Below are 16,029 nucleotides of genomic sequence, written 5' to 3' on the forward strand. Positions count from 1 at the left end.
ATTAGCTTTGAAGATAACATTGGCTCAATAGAATGTTTTTTGCTAAAATAATATATATATGCTAATTTGGTATATGAAATCACTAACAAATGTAAGTTAGAAGTATATCCTTTGATTTTCTCATGAAGCACCCTTTATGCCCCCGCTGCGAAGCGCAACAAGTCGTGAAAAGTGGTATTATAAACGAAAGGCAGCGGTATCGTTGCAAAAAGTGTGGCTACTATTTTACGGTAAGTAAACTCGGCAAGAACATAGATAGTTACTATGTAACCAAGGCTTTACAGCTTTACATAGAGGGCGTCAGCTACCGCGAGATAGAGCGCATCTTGGGGGTTAGTCATGTATCGGTTATGAACTGGGTACGCAAGTACAAGGTAAAGCAACCGGAGCAAACAGAGTATCACCCTTCTTACAAAGTCCTCAGCCACAGTGAGCTTGTAGCCCATCTGCAGTCAGCAGAGAACCTAAAAGGAGCTGGCATGATGATAACTGAGCTCGGCGACAAATACATGATGATTAAGTGGAAACGCTTTAAAGAGTAGCTAATACATGGCTGCCGTGTAAGCTGCTCTCCTCATTCTTCTGCTCCTTATTATTTCTCTATACATCCTGCAACTATAGTTTTTTAGCAAATATATACGCAGAGTTAGACTTTATTTCCAAAGCTCTCTATACTTACCCTCAGATTTCTGGCAAAGCAGCAACTGTTCACCAAAACGCCACCTCTACATTTAATTCGTGTTTTGCTGCTGCTTCACCTTTTCTAAGTTTAACATCTAGCATCTAAAAAATGGATAATAACAAAGAGAAAATGAAGGAGTATTGGCGTCGCAATGTCAGAATCCTGTTCGTGCTGCTCAGCATCTGGTTTTTAGTGTCGTTCGTGTGCGGCATTTTGCTCGTGGAGGAGCTAAACCAGTTTCGGTTTGGCGGCTTTAAATTAGGTTTCTGGTTTGCACAGCAGGGCTCCATCTACGCTTTTGTGATCATCATATTTGTATATGTGTGGCTCATGAACAGGCTCGACCGTGAGTTTGATGTGCACGAAGAATAATTTTTAACGCAGCAAAAAAGACAGCACCATGGGAATCTTAACCTGGACCTACATTATCGTCGGGATTACATTTGCTATTTATATCGGTATCGCTATCTGGTCAAGAGCCGGATCTACCAAAGAGTTTTATGTGGCAGGAGGCGGGGTGTCACCGCTTGCCAATGGCCTGGCTACCGCAGCTGACTGGATGTCGGCTGCTTCGTTTATTTCTATGGCGGGCCTCATTTCGTTTATGGGCTACGATGGCTCGGTGTACCTGATGGGCTGGACAGGTGGCTATGTGCTGCTGGCTTTGCTGCTGGCCCCGTACCTGCGCAAGTTCGGCAAGTTTACCGTCCCCGATTTCGTTGGCGACCGCTACTACTCCAAAACTGCCCGACTGGTGGCCGTTATCTGTGCCATCTTTATTTCCTTTACCTATGTGGCCGGGCAAATGCGTGGTGTCGGCATTGTGTTCTCACGCTTTCTGGAAGTAGAGATAGAAACTGGGGTAATTATCGGAATGATTATCGTGCTTTTTTATGCCGTATTGGGCGGTATGAAAGGCATTACTTATACGCAGGTAGCACAATTTTGCGTGCTTATTTTCGCGTATATGGTGCCTGCCATCTTTATTTCCATTATGCTCACCGGTAACCCTATTCCACAAATCGGGCTTGGCAGCGAACTGACTGATGGCAACGGTTACCTGCTCGACCGGCTTGATGGCTTGCTCACAGAGCTTGGCTTCGTAGCCTACACCAATGGCAGCAAAGCAACCATCGATGTGTTTTTTATTACGGCTGCCCTTATGGTGGGTACCGCTGGCCTGCCGCACGTAATTGTGCGCTTCTTTACAGTGCCTAGAGTAAAAGATGCCCGACGCTCTGCTGGTTTTGCACTGCTGTTTATTGCCATTTTGTACACTACCGCACCTGCCGTAGGAGCCTTCGGGATGTACAACATGTTGAGCACTACCAGCAACCAGCCTATCGACTCTATGCCGCAGTGGGTGGGGAACTGGCAAAAAACCGGCCTGATTGGTGTAAACGATAAAAATGCAGATGGCGTGATTCAGTATGTAAAAGACGCTGACCGCAACGAGCTTACCATAGATAAAGACATTATGGTGCTGGCCAACCCCGAGATTGCGCGTTTGCCTAACTGGGTTATTGCCCTGGTGGCGGCTGGTGGTCTGGCAGCGGCACTCTCTACAGCAGCCGGACTGCTCCTGGTAATCTCCACGTCTATCGCACACGATTTGCTCAAAAAATCGATCATGACCGGCATTTCTGAAAAACACGAGTTGGTGGCGGCACGTGTGGCAGCAACAGCAGCCGTGGTAGTAGCTGGTTACTTTGGCATAAACCCTCCGGGCTTTGTGGCAGAGGTGGTGGCCTTTGCTTTCGGGTTGGCAGCTGCTTCGTTCTTCCCTGTTATTATTATGGGGATTTTCTCTACGCGCATGAACAAAGAGGGCGCCATCTGTGGCATGATCACCGGCCTGCTCTTTACCATTGGCTACATCCTCTACTTTAAGTTCATAAATCCGGCCGCTAACATTCCCGAAAACTGGCTTTTCAAAATTTCACCAGAAGGAATAGGTACGCTGGGCATGTTGCTAAACTTCGTTGTTTGCACGGTTGTGTCCAGGTTTACGCCGGCACCTCCGTTGCATATTCAGGAGCTGGTAGAAGATATCCGGATCCCAAGAGGAGCAGGAGCTGCCACCGTGCACCATTAAATTTTTAATTAGAAATTAGAAATGATTTCGGGCATGGCTAAGTAAGTTCTAAACCACAGATTAAAAGGAGCACACTGATTTCACGGATTTTTGATAGTGTGGTTTATCAACTGTGTAATCCTATAATTTTTTTAATCTGTGATTCAGATAAGGGCCTTAGTAAGAATAAGATAAATGAACGATAAAGCGAAAGGACGCAAGCTCTTCTTTATTTCGGTGTTGTTTCTGGTGTTGCTGAATTTTCCGGTAATATCGGTTTTCAACACAGGTGGGACAGTAGCGGGTATTCCGGCGCTCTACTGCTACCTGATGCTGGCGTGGCTGGCAGGTATTACCTGTATTGCGCTAGTGGTGGAGCGGCAGGTGCACAAAGAGAAAAAGTTGTAGGTTAAAGATATGAGTTACGGGCTGGTCATCGGTATTTCGTTTCTGTACCTGGCGCTGCTCTTCGGGCTGGCTTCGTGGGCAGAAAGGCGCTCTGCGGCTGGCAAAAGCCTGGTGAGTAACCCATACATCTACGCGCTCTCCATGGCAGTGTACTGTACCGCCTGGACCTACTACGGCAGTATAGGCAGAGCAGCTACTACCGGGCTGGAGTTTCTGGCTATTTACCTGGGTCCCACGCTCATGGCGCCGCTCTGGTGGCTGGTGCTGCGCAAAATCATCCGAATCTGCAAAGTACAACGCATTACCACCATCGCCGATTTTATAGCCTCGCGCTATGGCAAAAGCATCACGCTGGGCAGTGTGGTAACGATTATCTGCGTTATGGGCACAATTCCTTACATCTCCATTCAGCTTAAAGCCATAGCCAGCAGCCTGTTTATCTTAACGGGTACAAGTGGAGAGGGGGCTACTATAACTCCTTTTTACCTCGATGTTGCCTTTTTTGTAGCCGTAACGCTGGCCATTTTTACCATTGTATACGGCGTGCGGCATGTGGAGGCAACGGAGCGGCACGAGGGCATGGTAGCCGCTATTGCATTTGAGTCGGTGTTTAAGCTGGTTATTTTTTTAGCGGCCGGTGCTTTTGTTACCTATGGCGTGTTTAATGGCTTCGACGATATTTTGCAGCAGGCAAGTCAGCAGCCGGGTTTTCAGGAACTGATGACCTTTGATAGCGACAATGGCTTTGGTAACTGGTTCTGGCTCTTGGTGCTCTCCATGCTGGCTATTTTGTTTTTGCCCCGGCAGTTCCAGGTGGCCGTGGTGGAAAACGTAAACGAGCAGCACCTGAACAAGGCCATGTGGCTTTTTCCGCTGTACCTGTTCTGTATCAATATTTTTGTGCTGCCCGTAGCGCTGGGTGGCAATGTACTCTTTGGAAGCCAGCAACTAGATGTAGACATGTACGTGCTGGCCATACCCATGAGCCAGGGGCACGACCTGCTGGCGGTGCTGGTATACCTGGGTGGCCTTTCTGCCGCTACCAGTATGGTGATCGTATCTACCATCGCGCTTAGCGTTATGATCAGCAATAACCTGCTTATGCCGGTGCTGGTAGCGTCTCCTGTTCAGCGCAACAGCAGCAGTGGCAGCTTCCAGACCCTGCTGCTCTACTCGCGCCGGCTAAGTATTCTGCTGGTGCTTTTGCTGGCTTACCTGTATTATAAATTGGTGGGGGAGCATTACTCGCTGGTAGAAATTGGGCTGGTGTCGTTTGTGGCGGTGGCGCAGTTTGCTCCGGCTGTAATTGGAGGTATTTTCTGGAAAGAAGGCACCCGAAATGGCGCACTGGCTGGTATTGTGGCTGGTTTCCTCATCTGGTTTTATACACTGGTGGTGCCATCGGTGGTGGGGGCAAACCTGTTGCCGGTTAGCTTGCTCACAGAGGGCCTATGGGGGCTGCCCTGGCTAAAGCCGTTTGCGCTTTTCGGCCTCGAAGGCATGGATTATATATCGCACGCCATGTTCTGGAGCATGTTTCTGAATCTGGGCTTGTATGTGGGGCTGTCGCTGGTGGGGCGGCAAACGTCTAAAGAGCGCAACCAAGCCGAGGTTTTTGTCGATATTTTTAAATATTCTTCTGTCTTCGAGTCTTCTATTGTATGGAAGGGAACGGCTTATATTCCGGATATCAGGTCACTGATAACCAAGTTTCTGGGAGAGCAGCGGGCGCAGGAGGCCCTTGATGCCTATGCCGCACAATACCCTGGGCCAGCCAGTGCAGATGGCAAAGCCGATCCTAAGCTGGTTACCTATGCCGAAACACTTTTAGCTGGCGTTATTGGTTCGTCGGCGGCGCATATACTGGTAGGCTCTGTTGCCAAGGCAGAAGAAATCAGCATTGAGGAAGTGCTGGATATTTTAAAGGAATCGCAACAGCTGATTTCTATGAACAAGGAACTGCGGCAAACATCGCTGGAGCTGCAACAAGCCACTGCCCAACTGCAGGCCAGCAACCAGCGACTACAGGAGGCCGATGAACTGAAAGACGAGTTTCTGACCACTGTAACGCACGAGTTGCGCACACCGCTTACTTCTATTAGGGCGCTATCTGAGATTCTGTACGACAACCCCGATCTGGAGCGCGAAGAGCAGGAGGCCTTTCTGAAAACCATCGTAACTGAGACCGAGCGGCTGGGGCGGCTGATTACACAGGTACTGGACCTGGAGTGGTTCGAGTCGGGGAGGCAGGAGCTGCAGCTGGTGCCGGTGCAGCCGCAGCAGGTGGTGGCTGAGGCAGTAGCGGCACTGCAGCAACTGGCCCAGGAAAAGCAGATACACCTGGCAACAAACTTGCCGCCGGACCTGCCCCTGCTGGCTGCCAACCACGACCGGCTGGTGCAGGTGCTCGTGAACCTGATCTCTAATGCCATAAAGTTCTGTAGCAGTGGCGTAGGCAGGATTGTAGTAACCGGGGAAACTGCTCCGGGAGTATTGCGCATAAGTGTGGCCGACAATGGTAAAGGCATTAACCTGGCAGACCAGCAGCAAATATTCGACAAGTTTTACCAGGCGCGCCACCAAACTACCCGCAAACCCGAAGGCAGTGGCCTTGGCCTTGCCATCAGCAGAAAAATAATAGAGTCGCACCACGGGAGGCTATGGGTGGAGAGCGAGCCGGGGCAGGGGGCCACTTTTATATTTGAGGTGCCCGTGGAGGAGGTGCAGCAGAAACAAAAGAGTTCGTTTGAGGAGGCATAAGCCCTTAGTCCAAAAACAGCGAGAAAGTGCCTGGAAAGGGTATTTGATTAGAATAATTGCTGCTTACATTCTGTATATAGCAGAGCCAGTTGGGGGAAACCAGAAAGGTATAGCCCGAAGCAAATTATTTAAATGAAAATGGCCTTCCGGAGGCGTTTTACTGCTTGCGAGGCTCAGGGTCTGGTTCCCTAGATGTAGCAAACACTAGCAAGATAGTTTATGGAGAATGAGAAGTTGAAAGTACTGATTGTGGATGATGAGCCCGGGATTCTGATGTCGCTGGAGTTTCTGATGCGCAAAAGTGGCTATCATGTATTTATTGCCCGCAACGGTACTGAGGCTATGGAGAGTATCGACAAAGAGCAGCCACAGGTGGTAATACTGGACCTGATGATGCCCGATGTGGATGGCTACGAAGTGTGCCGTTACCTGCGGCGAAAAGAAGGAATGGACTTTACTAAAGTCATCATTATCAGTGCTAAGACAAAAGAAGAAGATATTAAAAGCGCCTACGAGGCTGGTGCAGATTTATACTTACCTAAACCATTTTCTACCAGGTTACTCGTAGATAAAGTAAAGCAACTAGTAAAATGAAATCTCTTTAGAAGATAAACAAACAACTAAAGGTTGTTGTAACTATAAATAAAAGTACACGCTATTTTGATCTCTGAATCGTATTCCAACATTAGATTATAAACAAGACTATGACAAATTACCAAATAAAATCTTTTACCGATTACCAAGAGGCTTACAAATCTAGCGTTGAAGACCCGGAAGGCTTTTGGGCCGACATAGCCGGAACCTTTAGCTGGCGAAAAAAATGGAATACCGTATTGCAGTGGGATTTTGAGAAACCGGATGTAAAGTGGTTCGTTGGCGGTAAACTGAATATTACCGAGAACTGCCTCGATCGCCACCTAAAGACGCGGGGAAACAAACTAGCGCTGATCTGGGAGTCGAACGACCCGAAAGAGCGGTTTATCCGCTACACCTACCGCGAGCTGTATGAGAAGGTGTGCCAGTTTGCCAATGTGCTCAAGAACAACGGAGCCAAAAAAGGAGACCGCATCTGTATTTACATGCCCATGATCCCGGAGCTGGCTATTGCCGTGTTGGCTTGTGCCCGTATTGGAGCCATACACTCTGTCGTATTTGCCGGATTCTCAGCTTCCTCTATGGCCGATCGTATTCAGGATGCTGATTGCTCTATGGTACTTACTTCCGATGGACTGAACCGTGGCACCAAGCAAATTCCGGTAAAACGGGTGGTAGATGAGGCACTGCAGACTTGCCCCTCTGTGAATAAAGTAATTGTGGTGGAGCGCCTGGGCTGGGCCGTAAACATGGTCGAAGGCCGCGATGTGTGGTACCACGACGAGGTGAAGAATGCCGCAAAAGAATGCCCTGCCGAAGAAATGGACGCAGAAGACATCTTATTTATACTCTATACCTCCGGCTCCACAGGCAAACCAAAAGGAGTGGTGCATACCACCGGTGGTTATATGGTGTATGCGCAGTATAGCTTTAGCAATGTGTTTCAGCCAGACGAAAGCGATGTGTACTGGTGCACGGCCGACATCGGCTGGATTACAGGGCATACTTACCTGCTCTACGGCCCTCTGCTGAACGGCACTACTACGATGATGTTTGAAGGCATTCCTACTTATCCCGATGCTGGCCGTTTCTGGCAGGTGGTGGATAAGTTTGGTGTAAACATCTTCTACACAGCGCCTACTGCTATCCGGTCGCTGATGGGCGCAGGCGAGGACCACGTGCTGTCTTACAGCCTCGACTCGCTGAAGGTGCTGGGTTCAGTCGGAGAGCCGATTAACGAAGAAGCCTGGTATTGGTACTACATTCATGTGGGCAAAGAAGAATGTCCGCTAGTAGATACCTGGTGGCAAACCGAAACAGGCGGCATCATGATTTCTTCGCTGGCAGGCGTTACGCCAACCAAACCGAGTCATGCTGCCTTCCCGCTGCCTGGCGTGCAGCCTGTGCTGCTCGATAGCGACGGAAAAGAGATTACCGACAACGAGGTAGAAGGCTACCTGTGCATGAAGTTCCCGTGGCCGGGCATGATCCGGACTACCTATGGCGACCATGAACGCTGCCGCCTGAGCTACTTCTCTACCTACAAAGGGTACTATTTTACCGGCGATGGCGCCAAACGCAATAAGGATGGTCTGTACCGTATTATTGGCCGCGTAGACGATGTGATCAACGTGTCGGGGCACCGTTTCGGTACTGCTGAGATCGAAGAGGCTATCAACCACAACAAGCATGTGGTGGAGTCGGCAGTGGTAGGTTACCCGCACGATGTAAAAGGGCAGGGTATCTACGCCTTTGTGATCTGCAATGAAACACCTAAAAACGTGGAGAACTTGCGCGCAGAGATTGTAGAGACTGTGGCTAAGAAGATTGGTAAAATTGCCAAGCCAGATAAGATTCAGATTGTGACGGGCCTGCCGAAAACACGTTCGGGCAAGATCATGCGCCGCATTCTTCGCAAAGTAGCCGAAGGCGACACCTCCAACCTCGGCGACACCGCCACACTCCTCGACCCTGAAATTGTGGATGAAATTGTGAACGGGGCGCTTTAAACAGACGTAGGATACAAGACACAGGGATTTTGAGTTAAGTGATTTAGATAGGATGTTTAAAAGCTCCTGCAGTTTAGGCTGCAGGAGCTTTTTGTTTATTAGTCTCTGGTTGGCAAAAAGCTTAGTTGACCAGATATGGCCTTGTGCCGAATGAGCAACAAAAAGCTCCAGAAGGCTTTTTTCATTAAAATAATTTGCTTTGGAAGAGGAAGTGACTGTTGAGGTTAATGGGGTTTTACAGCTTCTATACTACTTTTTGTTTTACTTTATTAATTGTATGTATAGGAGAATTTTATATAATTTATTTAATTGAGCTTTAGATAGCTTTTTTACTGCCAAACTATTTTTATTGTGTTAAAACTATCTCCATTCATAGTGCAGATAAACAGAGTATTCGGTTTAGCAGATAGTTATGTGCAATAAATAAAAATGAGGAACATCGGACTTTTAGAAAGATTAAACATTTACATAAAAAGTCTAAGGCAATATGTTTTAGGCTTTGTTCTGTATTTCCTCCTATTAACTACCTATTCTTATTTCGCCCATATAACAGATAGGAAAATTGCTGATTATTCAGGATTGGAAGGCTTTATCCTATACTTATTTCTAGTGATTCTGGTAGTTGTCCCTTTTTATCTAATAGGTAAGGTTCATTTGAGTATCGGAAGAAGCTTATTTAAAAATACTAAAAAAGAAATATTGTTAACCATTCCTGTTTTTGTAGTATGGACAGTTTTGTTAATATTTAAATTTTATGTTAATGAAATTATTTATACACATTATGGAGGATATGGCGGTTTTGGAAGAGGGGTTTCAGAAGTCCAAAGACTCTTTAACTACTTTCTGTTTTCTTTATGGACAACAATATTATGGTGGGAAATTTATTACAGAATCCTATTAGTTTTCCAAAGGAATAAACCCATAAGTGTAAAATAAAATTATAGCCCATAACAAGGTGCATAAGTCATGCTTTGGCCTACGGCCTGGCATGCCTCATGCACTAGGCCGTTAGGTGTTACTTTAAAGAAATGCAGAAGAATAAAATGAAACCAGTAGAACAACCTACTTATAAATTTTTAGGATTTAGGATTTCTAGGTATTCTGCTGTACAAAATGCTATTATGTTCACCTTATTTGTTGTAGGAATTTACGGTTACTTCCATAAAAAGGAAATGCTTAAGGACTATTCAATTACAACTGGAACGGTGGTTTGGATAGGAAGAACACCAGGCAAAAGGGTAGGTCAACCAGAATGTAAGTATGAATATTCTGTAAATGGCCAAGTAATAAGAAAAACATCTGTAAGGCCCGAAAACTGGGATGTTGATATTGGAGATTGTCTTATAGTAAAATATTCAAATAAAGACCCTGAAATGTCTGAACTCGAAATATCTAAAGGTAAAGTCGCCTGTAAGCAATAAAAGAAAAAGCAACACCTAACCCAATGTATACAAAACCCTTGCTCCGCTGTGGGCTTTGCATACACACGGCCCGTTAGCGCAAATGCAGCAGAGAAACTTCAATGATAAATTTTGTACTTAACTAATTCACCATTATGTTTAGGCTATTTGTAATTTTTATTTTTTTTGCCACTCCTGCAGTTTATGCTCAGGTTAATGATATAGACTGGATTAATAGGAACGCCTATGAATTGAAATCAAATTCTGATTCAGGCAATGATGACCTGTTGTTTTTATCTAAGGAACTGAAAGGTAAAACTGTGGTTGGACTTGGCGAAGCCTCACACGGGACCCGCGAGTTCTATGTGCAAAAAAGGCGAATTATAGAAAGTCTCATCAGCCAGTACAATTTTAAGCTACTCGCATTTGAATTTCCCTATTCTGCGATAGCTCCGATTAACCTTTACTTGCAAAGCGGGCAGGGTGACTTAAAGCAGCTGATGCAACCGCTGGTTTTGTATAACACAGAGGAGATATATGAGCTTTTTCAGTGGATAAGAGAATATAACAAAACTAAATCTTCAAAAAACAAGGTGGTATTACACGGTTTCGACAGTGAGGATTTTTGGTATGATGCTCTTATTCGTGACATGCTAATGGCTGAAAAACTTATTGAGACTCATAACTCAATAGGAGGCAAAACGATTGTCTGGGCCCATAACGTGCACATTGCCAAAGATACAACGATGGGTAAGGTCGAAGGGATGGGCTCTCATCTCAAGAAACAGTTCGGAAAGAAGTTCTATGTGATTGGCTTCGACACTTACCAAGGGAGTGTGAATGTGTTAAACAGTGGTAAATTTGAAATGCATAGGTTTGAAGGAAAAGAAAATACCTTGTCGGGTACGTTTGCTAAAGCGAAACACGAAGCATTTTTTCTCCCGTTCAATACAAAACCAGGCCCCTTTACAGGAATGACTGGCTATATAACCAATATATATTCTATCTGGCAAGAACCAACCCCATTACCAATTAGACCAGGTGTGGATTTCGACGGAATGATTTTTATAAAGAATACTTCTGCTTCGGTAAAATTAAATCAATAATAGTTGCGCTATGGCTCAGCTGTTGTTGATGAAGCCATAAAAGGAATAAGTAACATCAACAGCCAACACCGGGTTTAATTTATGCCCGCTTGGCGTTAGGGCCGTTTCTCTTCCTCCTTATTGATTATTTTATTACGCTACAGTACTGAATTGCTATAAACTGGGCACAAACTTAAACCTGCAATCCCTTGTACTTGAGATTTACCAGCGGCGGAAGTGTTGAATGCAACGGAATACGTTTGACAGCCGGTACAGTAAAGACCAAGTGAATAAGAAGATAGCAGAACAGGGAACGAAATTCAAAAGCCAGCCGATTTAGTAAAGCCCCGCTATGTATTTAAATTATCAAGCGTTCCACGGCAGCACTACTTTATATAAGGCGAATTGGAAGAAAAACTGATCAGCCAAAAACAAAAAAGGAGTGGCACTACCCACTCCTTTTGTACTCAAACAACTAAACTGACCTATCTAAAAACTTAATGCGACTCGTTTGTCTCGAAACCCAGTATAGCAAGCTTGGTTGGCTGTGGCGATACCTTGTGCTTCTGCACCTGCGAGAAATCATTGAGATTGATTTGGTGCACTTCGCCTAAGCTTGGCACGGCAATGTAAGCATACTTTGCAGTAGCTTCTAAAACCGGTTTAAATGTATCAGAAGAATTGGTTGGCGCAATCACGTTGCCTTCTTTTTTCAGGCTTCCGGAAGCAAGATCATATACTTTTAAGGTACCATCCAGGAGCAATACCAACAGGTTCTTGCCGGCTGCATCTAGCTTGCACTGCATAATATTCGTGTTCTCGACAATAGGTGTAAACCTGTTGTTGGCAAGATCAATAAAGTAAGCACCTTTTAGGTTGGTGTAACCAACAAATTTGTTTACTCCTTTGGCATAAAGTACGGTGCCAACACGCGTGGTGCCCCAGCCTTCCAGGTTCGGTATCAGGCGCTGCTGGCCGACTTGTGTAACTACTAAGGCTCCTCCTTCTACTCCAAATACGGCGTTAGTGCCATCTGTAGCATTACCATGCAAACGGCTTACAGCTAAGTTAGACTCATGAACCGTAGCGCCAGATGAGTTAATGATTTTAACTCCGTGCGGGCCAGAAAGCGAAGAGGCCGGATCGGTAAAGGTAATAGCATAGTTGCCGTTGCTGAACTTGGCCATAGCCCCATGGTGCGGTGCAACACCTGTCTGAATAGTGCGCATGGTGGCTCCGGGTACATTAAAATCAGCTTCGTTGGCCACGCTTAGAGTTCCATCGCCATCGTTAAATATAATCGATTCTTTTCCTTCTGACTTAAAGTGCGAGGGTTTGCTGGCTTTGCTTGTAATGGCGGCAAATTTTGGATCTCCTTTTACATCCACATGGTCGCCATGGTACTCCAGGCCTGTATCAAAAAACTGCACGTGGTTTTGGCTACCGTAGAGCATGGCGGCAAAACGACCGGAAGCAGTGCCATACAGGTTGGCGTTGGCATAAGGTGCCTCAAAGGTAGCTATAGTGCCATCTAAGGGAGTCAACTGCGAAATAGTGTTGGCTGTACCATCGGCAACAAGTACTCTAACATAACGATATTCTGTAGCCGGCCCTGTTACTTCCGGTACTTCCGAATCGTTTTTATCGCAAGAAGAAAAAGCCGCGACAGCTAAACAGGAAAGCAGTAGTTTGTTAAAAGTAGATCTCATAATTTTATTTTGATGAAACAATGTTGCAAGTATAATGTTAATGCAAGTATGTTGCAAGAATTAAGTGAAAAATTGAAAGTTTGTTAATGGCTATGCTTTGTAAACAGATCGTTCTGTGGTTGAAAATGAGATGGTTGTGCGGAATCAGTAATATTGGAATAACTCACATTGACCTTCCGCGCTATCTTGTGCTATAAGTAAATTTCCGATTGCTATTAAGTAAGGTCTCAGCAGTAAATACACATCGCCCTAGGTTTCAACATAGGCTTTTAAGCTCTGGAAGGCTATTTTTATTAGAAGAATTGGGGCTGAGCAGGCGTTTATTTAGTTGACGTGGTAAAACCAAGAGCCACATCGGGTAAAGAAGCAATTTTTGAGAAGAAGGCCTAAATAAGCTGCCTTGCTGTTTAAACATTAAAATAAAGGCTGAAAGAACACTTGTAAGGCAGATGCTTGCAAAGCCCCTGTCAAAGCTGTAATTTCAGATTTCAAAACTGAGCGTACATGCAAGCAACCAATACAATCCAGGAACGGGTGCACGAGTTCCTGAAGCAATACCCTCCCTTCAACCTGGTAGAGGAAGAAGAGCTGCGGGCTATTGCAAAGCAGGTGAGGGTATTGTATATGGAGCCGGAACAGGTGCTGTTTGCGCAGGGCGACGCTGCACATGACTATTTTTATGTGGTGCGGCAGGGATCGGTGCGACTCGAACTACAGGACCCGGAACGCATCGGGCAGGTTTTGCTGCTCGATGTTTGCGATGAAGGCGACGTGTTTGGGGTGCGGGCGCTCATTGTGCGCAAAAGCTATTCCTCTACCGCTGTAGCCGGCGAGGAAACCTTACTATACGCTATTCCCAGCAAGCCATTTGAACATATTCTGGCCGAAAACCCAGAAGTAGAACTTTATTTTGCGGCTGGCTTTGCGGCAGGTGCCTCTGCCTTGCGCCGCACCATGACCCATACTCAAAAGGCCCGTGTCGGCTTGCGCAAAGGGGCAGGCACAGTGCATCCGCAGCGCCTGGAGGAGCTGGTAAAGGTGGCTGCCGACAAAGACTTGCTGGCCTGTTTGCCAGATACACCCATTCAGGAAGCTGCCCAGCGCATGACAACTAAAAACTCCAGTTTTATGCTGGTCTGGGATGCACAGCAACGACCAGTGGGCATTGTAACCGACACCGACATGCGAAAAAGAGTGGTAACCGGACGCGTAGGCATAGAGGAGCCCGTTACTGCCATCATGACCAGCCCGGTTATTACCATCGCGCCGGAACCAGCCATGGCCGATGCCCTTATCCGAATGATCCGCAACCGTGTAAAGCATATTTGTGTAACCACCGACGGCACGCCTCAAAGCAAGGCAGAGGCTGTGCTTACAGAGCACGACTTGCTGCTGACACAAGGCAACAACCCGGCGGTGCTGGTATGGGAAATACGGCAAACCAATGTAGAGAACCTACCAGCTATTAGAGCGCGGGCTGAAGAGCTGTTGCAGAAGTACCTGGAGCAGGAGGTGAAGATTTCGTTTATTGCCGGTATTATAACAGAAATAAACGATGCCATTATGGTGCGGGCGCTGCAACATGCCGAAGAGGTGCTGGGCGAGCCGCCGGTGCCGTATTGCTGGCTCTCTATTGGGAGCGAGGGGCGCGAAGAGCAGCTGCTACGAACCGATCAGGATAACATGCTCATTTTTGAGGATGTACCAACCACAGAGGATGCCAAACAAGTACAAACCTATTTCCTGCAGCTGGCCAATATTGTGCAACAGGTGCTGGAGCAGTGTGGCTTCTACAAGTGCCGGGCCAACATGATGGCTACCAATCCGCAGTGGTGCCAGCCGCTATCTGTCTGGAAAAAGTACTACCATAGCTGGATTCAGGAACCAACAGAGCAGGCCTTGTTAAACGCCTCCATCTTTTTCGATTTCCGACCGATTTATGGCGACTTTGGCCTGAGCGCGCAACTGACCGAGTGCATTTACGAGGAGCTTGCCAGAGGAAAAATATTTTTGCCGTACCTGGCCCGGCAGGCGCGGCAGAACCCTACACCTCTCAGCTTTTTCCGGAATTTTATTCTGGAGCGCGGAGGCGAGCACAAAGATCAGTTCGACATCAAGCTCCGGGCGATGACGCCGCTAGTGGATGCTGCCCGTGTACTTACCTTGGAAAACCGTATTACCGGTGAGAACAATACCATTAAGCGCTATGAGAAGCTGGCAGAACTGGAGCCCCAAAACGCCGCCCTCTACCGCGAAACCGCCATGGCCTACGAAATTATGATGCGCTTAAGAGCTCTAAACGGTATCAGGAGCCACAACTCGGGCCGCTACATTAAACCCGATCAGTTAAGCAAGCTGGAACGGCAGACCCTGCGGAACACCTTTGTTACCATCACCGATATTCAAGAGCTGCTGCAGGTACGGTTTCAGCTCGGATACCTGCGCGGATGATGGTAGAGTGGATTCAAAAGCTACTGGGGCAAAAGAAACAGCAGTTTCCGGTGCCAGCTTTCTGGCAGCAGTACCAGCAGGCCGGCCAGGTGGCGCTCAACCTAAAAACGCCCCTGGCGACCGTAGATTTTGTGGTGTTTGACACCGAAACCACAGGCTTCGACAAAAGCAAAGACCGGGTAGTGTCTATTGGTGCAGTGCGCGTGCAGGGAGGGCAGGTGCTGGTGCAGGAGAGTTTTGAATGCCTTATCCGGCAACAGGTGGAGCAAGGCAACAAAAGCGCCGAGATTCATGGTCTGCTGCCATCGGAGATCCGGCAGGGCATAGAAGAGGAGGAGGCGCTGGCTCATTTTCTGCAGTTTATTGGCAATGCTGTGCTGGTGGCGCACCACATTGGCTTTGATATTGGCATGATCAAGCAAATGCTGAAACGGCAGAACCTGCCTCAAAAGCTGCACAACCGGCTCGTAGATACCGGGCAGCTGGCACTTCGGCTCGAGCACCCATTTCGCACGCCCCAATCGTACAGGCAGAGCGACTACAGCCTAGACTCCTTGGGCAAACGCTACCACCTGCCCCTCGAAGACCGGCACACGGCCTCTGGCGATGCCTTTGCCACGGCGCTTCTGCTCCTGAAACTGCTGGCCGTTGCCCGCAAAAAAGAAGTACATACCTTAGGCGACCTGCTGCAGGAGCTGTAGCCTGCCTGTTTGCTAACTCACCCTTCCAAAGCCCAGGCCTCTTTTCATTAAAAACACCTCCGGAAGGCCTATTTTATTATCAGAATTTGATGTGTTTGTGGATTGTTAGGTGCTTATTGATAAATGGTTAAATCGTTAAATCGATTCCAGAAATTA

At 47.1% G+C, this 16,029-nt stretch carries 13 protein-coding genes; 12 read left to right on the forward strand and 1 reads right to left on the reverse strand.

Translation table 11 applies throughout. The annotated features are described in order from the left end of the window. Positions 1-122 precede the first annotated feature (122 nt). The 10 genes from ACMA1I_RS07035 to ACMA1I_RS07080 all read left to right on the forward strand — a co-directional run bounded on the left by ACMA1I_RS07035 (position 123) and on the right by ACMA1I_RS07080 (position 11,033). Positions 123-542 (forward strand): transposase-like zinc-binding domain-containing protein, encoded by a 420-nt coding sequence (locus tag ACMA1I_RS07035; protein ID WP_337067588.1) that lies wholly within the window; start codon positions 123-125, stop codon positions 540-542. 248 nt (positions 543-790) lie between these two features. Continuing rightward, positions 791-1,054, forward strand: a complete 264-nt coding sequence (locus ACMA1I_RS07040) for a DUF4212 domain-containing protein (RefSeq protein WP_337067589.1) — start codon at positions 791-793, stop codon at positions 1,052-1,054. Between the two features lie 28 nt (positions 1,055-1,082). Continuing rightward, positions 1,083-2,777, forward strand: a complete 1,695-nt coding sequence (locus ACMA1I_RS07045) for a sodium:solute symporter family protein (protein WP_337067590.1) — start codon at positions 1,083-1,085, stop codon at positions 2,775-2,777. Positions 2,778-2,951: 174 nt separating this feature from the next. Beyond that, complete coding sequence (locus ACMA1I_RS07050) at positions 2,952-3,164, forward strand: hypothetical protein (protein ID WP_337067591.1); 213 nt, start codon at positions 2,952-2,954, stop codon at positions 3,162-3,164. A 9-nt stretch (positions 3,165-3,173) separates the two neighbouring features. After that, on the forward strand, positions 3,174-5,924 hold the full coding sequence (locus ACMA1I_RS07055) for a sensor histidine kinase (protein ID WP_337067592.1): 2,751 nt from the start codon (positions 3,174-3,176) through the stop codon (positions 5,922-5,924). Between the two features lie 219 nt (positions 5,925-6,143). Beyond that, complete coding sequence (locus ACMA1I_RS07060; protein ID WP_337067593.1) at positions 6,144-6,518, forward strand: response regulator; 375 nt, start codon at positions 6,144-6,146, stop codon at positions 6,516-6,518. A gap of 110 nt (positions 6,519-6,628) precedes the next feature. Beyond that, positions 6,629-8,527, forward strand: coding sequence for an acetate--CoA ligase (acs, locus tag ACMA1I_RS07065; RefSeq protein ID WP_337067594.1), 1,899 nt, complete (start codon positions 6,629-6,631; stop codon positions 8,525-8,527). A gap of 429 nt (positions 8,528-8,956) precedes the next feature. Then, positions 8,957-9,463 (forward strand): hypothetical protein, encoded by a 507-nt coding sequence (locus ACMA1I_RS07070; protein ID WP_337067595.1) that lies wholly within the window; start codon positions 8,957-8,959, stop codon positions 9,461-9,463. 107 nt (positions 9,464-9,570) lie between these two features. Next, positions 9,571-9,948 (forward strand): DUF3592 domain-containing protein, encoded by a 378-nt coding sequence (locus tag ACMA1I_RS07075; protein ID WP_414703878.1) that lies wholly within the window; start codon positions 9,571-9,573, stop codon positions 9,946-9,948. A 134-nt stretch (positions 9,949-10,082) separates the two neighbouring features. After that, positions 10,083-11,033, forward strand: coding sequence for an erythromycin esterase family protein (locus tag ACMA1I_RS07080; protein ID WP_337067597.1), 951 nt, complete (start codon positions 10,083-10,085; stop codon positions 11,031-11,033). A 476-nt stretch (positions 11,034-11,509) separates the two neighbouring features. Here ACMA1I_RS07080 and ACMA1I_RS07085 read toward each other — a convergent pair whose 3' ends face one another. Then, positions 11,510-12,721 carry a hypothetical protein gene (locus tag ACMA1I_RS07085; protein ID WP_337067598.1) on the reverse strand — a complete coding sequence of 404 codons (1,212 nt, stop codon included), beginning with the start codon at positions 12,719-12,721 and terminating at the stop codon, positions 11,510-11,512. A 504-nt stretch (positions 12,722-13,225) separates the two neighbouring features. On the opposite strand from ACMA1I_RS07085, the gene ACMA1I_RS07090 reads away from it, so the two are divergent. Further along, entirely contained in the window at positions 13,226-15,172 is a 1,947-nt protein-coding gene (locus ACMA1I_RS07090) for a DUF294 nucleotidyltransferase-like domain-containing protein (RefSeq protein ID WP_337067599.1), read from the forward strand. Then, positions 15,169-15,873 (forward strand): 3'-5' exonuclease, encoded by a 705-nt coding sequence (locus ACMA1I_RS07095; RefSeq protein ID WP_337067600.1) that lies wholly within the window; start codon positions 15,169-15,171, stop codon positions 15,871-15,873. The genes ACMA1I_RS07090 and ACMA1I_RS07095 overlap by 4 nt, the downstream gene beginning before the upstream one ends. The last annotated feature ends 156 nt before the right edge of the window (positions 15,874-16,029 follow it).

This window comes from Pontibacter sp. 13R65, assembly GCF_047525655.1.
Lineage (GTDB): Bacteria > Bacteroidota > Bacteroidia > Cytophagales > Hymenobacteraceae > Pontibacter.